Source organism: Vibrio makurazakiensis (genome assembly GCF_050337375.1).
Taxonomy (GTDB): domain Bacteria; phylum Pseudomonadota; class Gammaproteobacteria; order Enterobacterales; family Vibrionaceae; genus Vibrio; species Vibrio makurazakiensis.
Genome location: NZ_JAKJSW010000255.1, coordinates 1 through 5,498 on the forward strand (window position 1 = coordinate 1; position 5,498 = coordinate 5,498).

The 5,498-nt window shown below is 42.5% G+C and carries 4 protein-coding genes and 2 pseudogenes; all 6 read left to right on the forward strand.

Features of this window, described 5'->3' with window-relative positions; all coding sequences use genetic code 11:
- Positions 1–499 (forward strand): annotated as a pseudogene (locus tag L4C33_RS19320) (sugar ABC transporter substrate-binding protein); the annotation flags it as partial.
- A gap of 244 nt (positions 500–743) precedes the next feature.
- Positions 744–1,682 carry a carbohydrate ABC transporter permease gene (locus L4C33_RS19325; RefSeq protein ID WP_428814031.1) on the forward strand — a complete coding sequence of 313 codons (939 nt, stop codon included), beginning with the start codon at positions 744–746 and terminating at the stop codon, positions 1,680–1,682.
- A complete protein-coding gene (locus L4C33_RS19330) occupies positions 1,679–2,536 on the forward strand; it encodes a carbohydrate ABC transporter permease (RefSeq protein WP_428814032.1) in 858 nt (285 codons plus the stop codon). The genes L4C33_RS19325 and L4C33_RS19330 overlap by 4 nt, the downstream gene beginning before the upstream one ends.
- A gap of 5 nt (positions 2,537–2,541) precedes the next feature.
- Positions 2,542–3,654 carry an ABC transporter ATP-binding protein gene (locus L4C33_RS19335; RefSeq protein WP_428814033.1) on the forward strand — a complete coding sequence of 371 codons (1,113 nt, stop codon included), beginning with the start codon at positions 2,542–2,544 and terminating at the stop codon, positions 3,652–3,654.
- Positions 3,655–4,245: 591 nt separating this feature from the next.
- A complete protein-coding gene (locus L4C33_RS19340) occupies positions 4,246–5,241 on the forward strand; it encodes a TRAP transporter substrate-binding protein (RefSeq protein WP_428814034.1) in 996 nt (331 codons plus the stop codon).
- Between the two features lie 75 nt (positions 5,242–5,316).
- Positions 5,317–5,475: pseudogene (locus L4C33_RS19345) on the forward strand (TRAP transporter small permease); the annotation flags it as partial.
- Positions 5,476–5,498 lie beyond the last annotated feature (23 nt).

Here is a 5,498-nt window from a genome sequence, read left to right on the forward strand (position 1 = left end):
GGTTATTAATGGTGAAGCAGCAATGCAAATCATGGGTGACTGGGCGAAAGGCGAGTTCACTGCTGCGGGCAAAGTACCAGGTAAAGACTACATTTGTGCGCCTGCGCCGGGTACAAGTGGTCAATTCACTTTCAATATTGATAGTTTCGCGTTCTTTGAGCTAAACGGCTCAAGTAACCAAAAAGCACAACAAGACTTAGCTCAAACAATCCTGACCAAAGACTTCCAAGAAGTATTCAACTTGAACAAAGGTTCAATCCCAGTACGCCTAGATATGGACATGTCTAAATTCGACCAATGTGCACTTGATTCAATGAGCACATTCAAAGCAAGTGCTGATACTGGTGATCTAGTTCCAAGTATGGCTCATGGTCTAGCGACAACGAGCTACGCTCAAGGTGCTATCTACGATGTGGTGACTAACTTCTTTAACGAGAAGAACGCCGATCCTCAACAAGCGGCTCAAAAACTGGCGAAAGCAGTTAAAGCAGCTATCTAATCGAGCTTAACCCAAGCTAAACAGACGCTCAAAGATTCAGTTTGGCTTGGCCTTACCCCCAGGGTGGGTAGGCTCGTGGGGAGCCTATTCACTCTTTACTTACTTTATGATTGTTCTCTTCAGTGACCTCTATGAGCCTGAAGTAACAAGCATATTTAAAAGATGTGAGATGTTCTATTTCGACACCGTAAATCAGTATTTTTAGGTGTGGAATAGAGATGAGATTGCGTTACAAGGACTTGTTATGGAGCATGCTTTAAATCGCTCAAAAGCTAACTCAGGAAAGCACACGGCTGCACCAAAGCCTAGTTTTGCTGACAAGCTACAAAACTGGCTTCCGAAAATTGTATTGGCGCCAACTGCGTTAGTGACTGTGGTGTGTATCTACGGTTATATTTTCTGGACAGCTGCACTTTCATTGACCAATTCCCGGTTCTTACCGAGCTTTAATTTCGTGGGCTTTGCTCAGTRTGAAAAGCTAATGGATAACGACCGTTGGATAACTTCTATTACCAACTTAGGCCTTTTCGGCTTCATGTTCATGGCCGTAGCTATCATTCTTGGAGTGGGGTTGGCTGTTCTTCTTGACCAAAATATCCGTCAAGAAGGCGCTATTCGAACCATTTATTTATACCCAATGGCACTGTCATTCATCGTAACGGGTACTGCCTGGAAATGGATTTTGAACCCAGGGTTAGGCATCGAAAAACTGATGCATGACTGGGGTTTCACAAACTTCAAATTTGATTGGCTCGTTGACTCTGAAATGTCCGTTTATACCTTAGTTATCGCGGCAGTTTGGCAGTCATCTGGCTTCGTTATGGCAATGTTTCTAGCGGGATTACGCGGTATAGATTCTTCGATTATTAAAGCAGCACAAATAGACGGCGCGAGTCTTCCAACCATTTATTTCAAAATCATTTTACCTTGCCTTCGTCCTGTTGTTTTTAGTGCCGTGATCATCACGTCTCATATCGCGATCAAGAGTTTCGACCTTGTGACCGCAATGACGGCGGGTGGCCCTGGTTATTCATCAGATTTACCAGCCCTATTTATGTACGCACACTCCTTTACTCGTGGCCAAATTGGTTTAGGTGCCGCCAGTGCAATGATGATGTTAGCGGGTATTCTCGCGATTCTAGTGCCTTACCTTTACTCTGAACTTAGGGAGAAAAAGTCATGATGAATAACATCAATTTTGCTCGACTATTTATTTATTCACTGCTGATTTTCTTTTGTTTGGTTTACTTGATGCCGCTGTTTGTGATGGCGCTAACATCATTCAAAACGTTACCAGATATTAAAGCCGGTAACCTGATGAGTTTACCTAAAGAATGGGTATTTGATGCCTGGTATAAAGCATGGGATAGCGCATGTACGGGTGTGAAATGTGAAGGGGTAAAAGGTTACTTCTGGAACTCATTTCAGATGGTGATACCCGCTGTTGCTATCTCTACATTGCTTGGTGCATTTAATGGCTATGTCGTGACTAAATGGCAGTTCAGAGGCTCTAATCTGTTCTTTAGCTTATTGCTATTTGGATGTTTCATTCCGTTCCAGGTGGTATTACTGCCAATGGCAACAATGCTTGGCAAGATGGGACTCGCAAATACGACTGTTGGTTTGATCATCGTTCACGTTATCTACGGCATGGCGTTTACTACGCTATTCTTTAGGAACTTTTATATCTCGATTCCTGATGAATTGATCAAGGCAGCTAAACTTGATGGGGCAGGGTTCTTTACGATTTTCTTCAAGATATTGTTACCTATATCCACGCCAATCATCATGGTAACCGTCATATGGCAGTTTACGGCGATTTGGAATGACTTCTTATTCGGCGTGGTTTACTCCGGCTCTGATACTCAGCCGATCACCGTAGCATTGAATAACTTGGTCAACACCAGTACTGGCGTTAAAGAATATAACGTCGATATGGCAGCTGCGATTATTGCCGCGCTTCCAACACTTCTCGTATACGTTTTCGCAGGAAAATACTTTGTTCGTGGCCTAACGGCAGGATCAGTAAAAGGATAATTACCATGGCAACATTAGATTTAAAAGAGATCCGTAAAACTTACCGTAACGCGGACAACGAAACGTTAAAGGGCATCGACATTAGTATCGATTCGGGGGAATTTTTGATACTTGTCGGCCCTTCGGGGTGTGGTAAATCGACCTTGATGAATACGATTGCTGGGTTAGAAAATATCAGCTCAGGTGAGATCGTGATTGACGGGGTAGATGTGGCACAAGTTGAGCCTAAAGACCGTGATATCGCAATGGTGTTCCAGTCTTATGCGCTTTACCCGAACATGACGGTTCGAGGCAATATCGCTTTCGGGTTGAAGATCCGCAAGATGCCTCAAGAAGAGATTGATGCAGAAGTAAACCGAGTCGCAGAGATGCTGCAAATTGATCATTTGTTAGATCGCAAACCATCGCAACTTTCTGGTGGTCAACGTCAACGTGTTGCTATGGGGCGCGCTCTAGCTCGCCGACCTAAGTTGTACTTGTTTGATGAACCGCTTTCTAACCTGGATGCTAAATTACGTGTAGAAATGCGCCATCAAATTAAGCGCTTACACCAACAGTTAAACACGACGATTGTTTACGTAACTCACGATCAAATAGAGGCGATGACGCTAGCAGATAGAATCGCAGTAATGAAAGACGGTGAGTTGCAACAATTAGGTACGCCGCAAGAGATTTACACTAAGCCAAACAATATGTTTGTGGCGGGCTTTATGGGATCGCCTTCAATGAACTTTATTAAGACGATGGTTGATTTGGATGATGACCAAAATCCGATCATTAAAGTGACGGGAACAGCCGATCAAGAACACCATATTCGTTTACCACAAAGTATGCGTGAGCAAGATGGTAAAGAGGTTGTGATAGGTTTGCGCCCAGAGCATATTAGTGAGCAGCAAAGTGAAGACACATCTGCCTCTACTCTATTGGACTTAAAGCTAGAAGTTCTAGAACCAACAGGCCCAGATACGATTGCAATGGTTAAGGTTAACGATCAAGAAGTCGCGTGCCGATTGTCACCTGAGTTTGAAGTGTCAGTAGGGCAGATGGCTCCACTGCATTTTGACTTATCAAAAGCTGTCTTCTTTGACGCACAAACAGAAGCAAGAATTGATTTTTAAATTTGAACCTTAGCGTTGTTAGCTGAGGGTACTAATCTTGAAGCCTGGCCTTTCAATTTGTGATGGTCAGGCTTTTTAGTTTTCGGAAGCGAAGTGATTTGCATTGTCAATTTACTGTCAAAACATCGTTAGTGCGCTTTTAGTTTTTGCTCTCTGACTATACTTACCACATAGCTTAAAGCGTCATCGAAGTTTCCCCAATAATTGTCGATGCGTTTGCCCCTAGTTTTGTCATGTAGACTGCTTTGTTAATGCATAGTTTTGTAATATACATGGCTTTGTAATTTTGAAACTACTGATTGGGGAATGATGCATAATCCTCCTTCCTATGTATCATTCTCCTTCTGTTATTCACCCTCTCTGACATTTGCCTTGTTAATTAAATGTGTCATTTGATGCTCATTGGTTAAATATCAATGTGTCATTTTCCACCCATCATTGAAACTGATTGATCTCTCACTTATCCTAATTGCATTTAACTTGTTGTTATGAATCGTGTTTTTGTATTTTGTTAAGTTGGCTTATTAGTTGCTCTATAGAAACTGCGCAGTTCCCATTGATGGGCTGTTTTGTTTACTAAGGAGAATAATAATGTTTAAGCCTCTTACTTTGCTTTCTGTATCTGCTCTGGCTCTGACCAGCTTTAATGCTGCTGCTAACTGTGACCCAGGTGAACTGGTGATCAAATTTAGCCATGTTACTAATACCGATAAGCACCCGAAAGGCATCGCGGCTTCTTTGCTAGAAGAGCGAGTAAACACTGAAATGAACGGCAAAGCTTGTATGCAAGTTTTCCCTAACTCAACACTTTACGATGATAACAAGGTACTGGAAGCCCTTTTAAATGGTGATGTTCAAATGGCAGCACCATCGCTGTCTAAATTTGAAAAATTCACTAAGAAATACCGCATTTTTGACCTTCCTTTCCTATTTGAAGACGTAGAAGCTGTTGACCGTTTCCAAAATTCAGAATCAGGTGAAAAGCTAAAGAACGCAATGAAACGTCGTGGCCTAAAAGGTCTGGCTTTCTGGCATAACGGCATGAAGCAAATGTCGGCAAACAAGCCATTACTTAACCCTGAAGATGCGAAAGATCTTAAGTTCCGTGTTCAAGCATCAGACGTATTGGTGGCTCAGTTTGAACAGCTAGGAGCGAACCCTCAGAAAATGTCATTCAAAGAAGTGTATGGCGGCCTACAAACTAAGGTTATCGACGGGCAAGAGAATACTTGGTCAAACATCTACGGTAAGAAATTCTTCGAAGTTCAAGACGGTGTAACAGAAACTAACCACGGTATTCTTGATTACCTAGTCGTAACGTCGAACGATTTCTGGAAAAACCTACCAGAAGATGTACGCACTCAATTAGGCACTATTGTGAAAGAAGTGTCTGCCACTCGTAATGCTGAGTCTTCGAAAGTTAACCTTGCAAACAAAAACAACATCATCGAAGCCGGTGGTGAAGTTCGCACGCTAACATCTGCTCAGCGTCAAGCCTGGGTAACAGCGCTTCAGCCAGTATGGAAGAAGTTTGAAAAAGACATCGGTTCAGATCTTATTGAAGCAGCATTAGCTTCGAATAAATAACACCGCTGAAAGGAGTGGTGTCTCCTCACCACCACTCCTTAAACAAAATTATAAGTATAAGCGGAGCCTTTATTTATGGAGTCCCCTCAAATGGAAAAGCAGTCCCTATTTTCCAAAGTCGGAAAAGTTACCGATGCGATTGAAGAGTCATTAATCGCATTTTTTCTTGGCGCAATGACGCTACTTACTTTTGCCAATGTTGTGTTTCGTTACGTGTTTAACGACAACATTCTTTGTTGTCGTTAAACACGTAACGA

Bases quoted from the DNA above. Each gene is read 5' to 3' on its own strand.
- L4C33_RS19340 (WP_428814034.1), top strand. From the start codon at position 4,246: ATGTTTAAGCCTCTTACTTTGCTTTCTGTATCTGCTCTGGCTCTGACC.
- L4C33_RS19335 (WP_428814033.1), top strand. From the start codon at position 2,542: ATGGCAACATTAGATTTAAAAGAGATCCGTAAAACTTACCGTAACGCG.
- L4C33_RS19330 (WP_428814032.1), top strand. From the start codon at position 1,679: ATGATGAATAACATCAATTTTGCTCGACTATTTATTTATTCACTGCTG.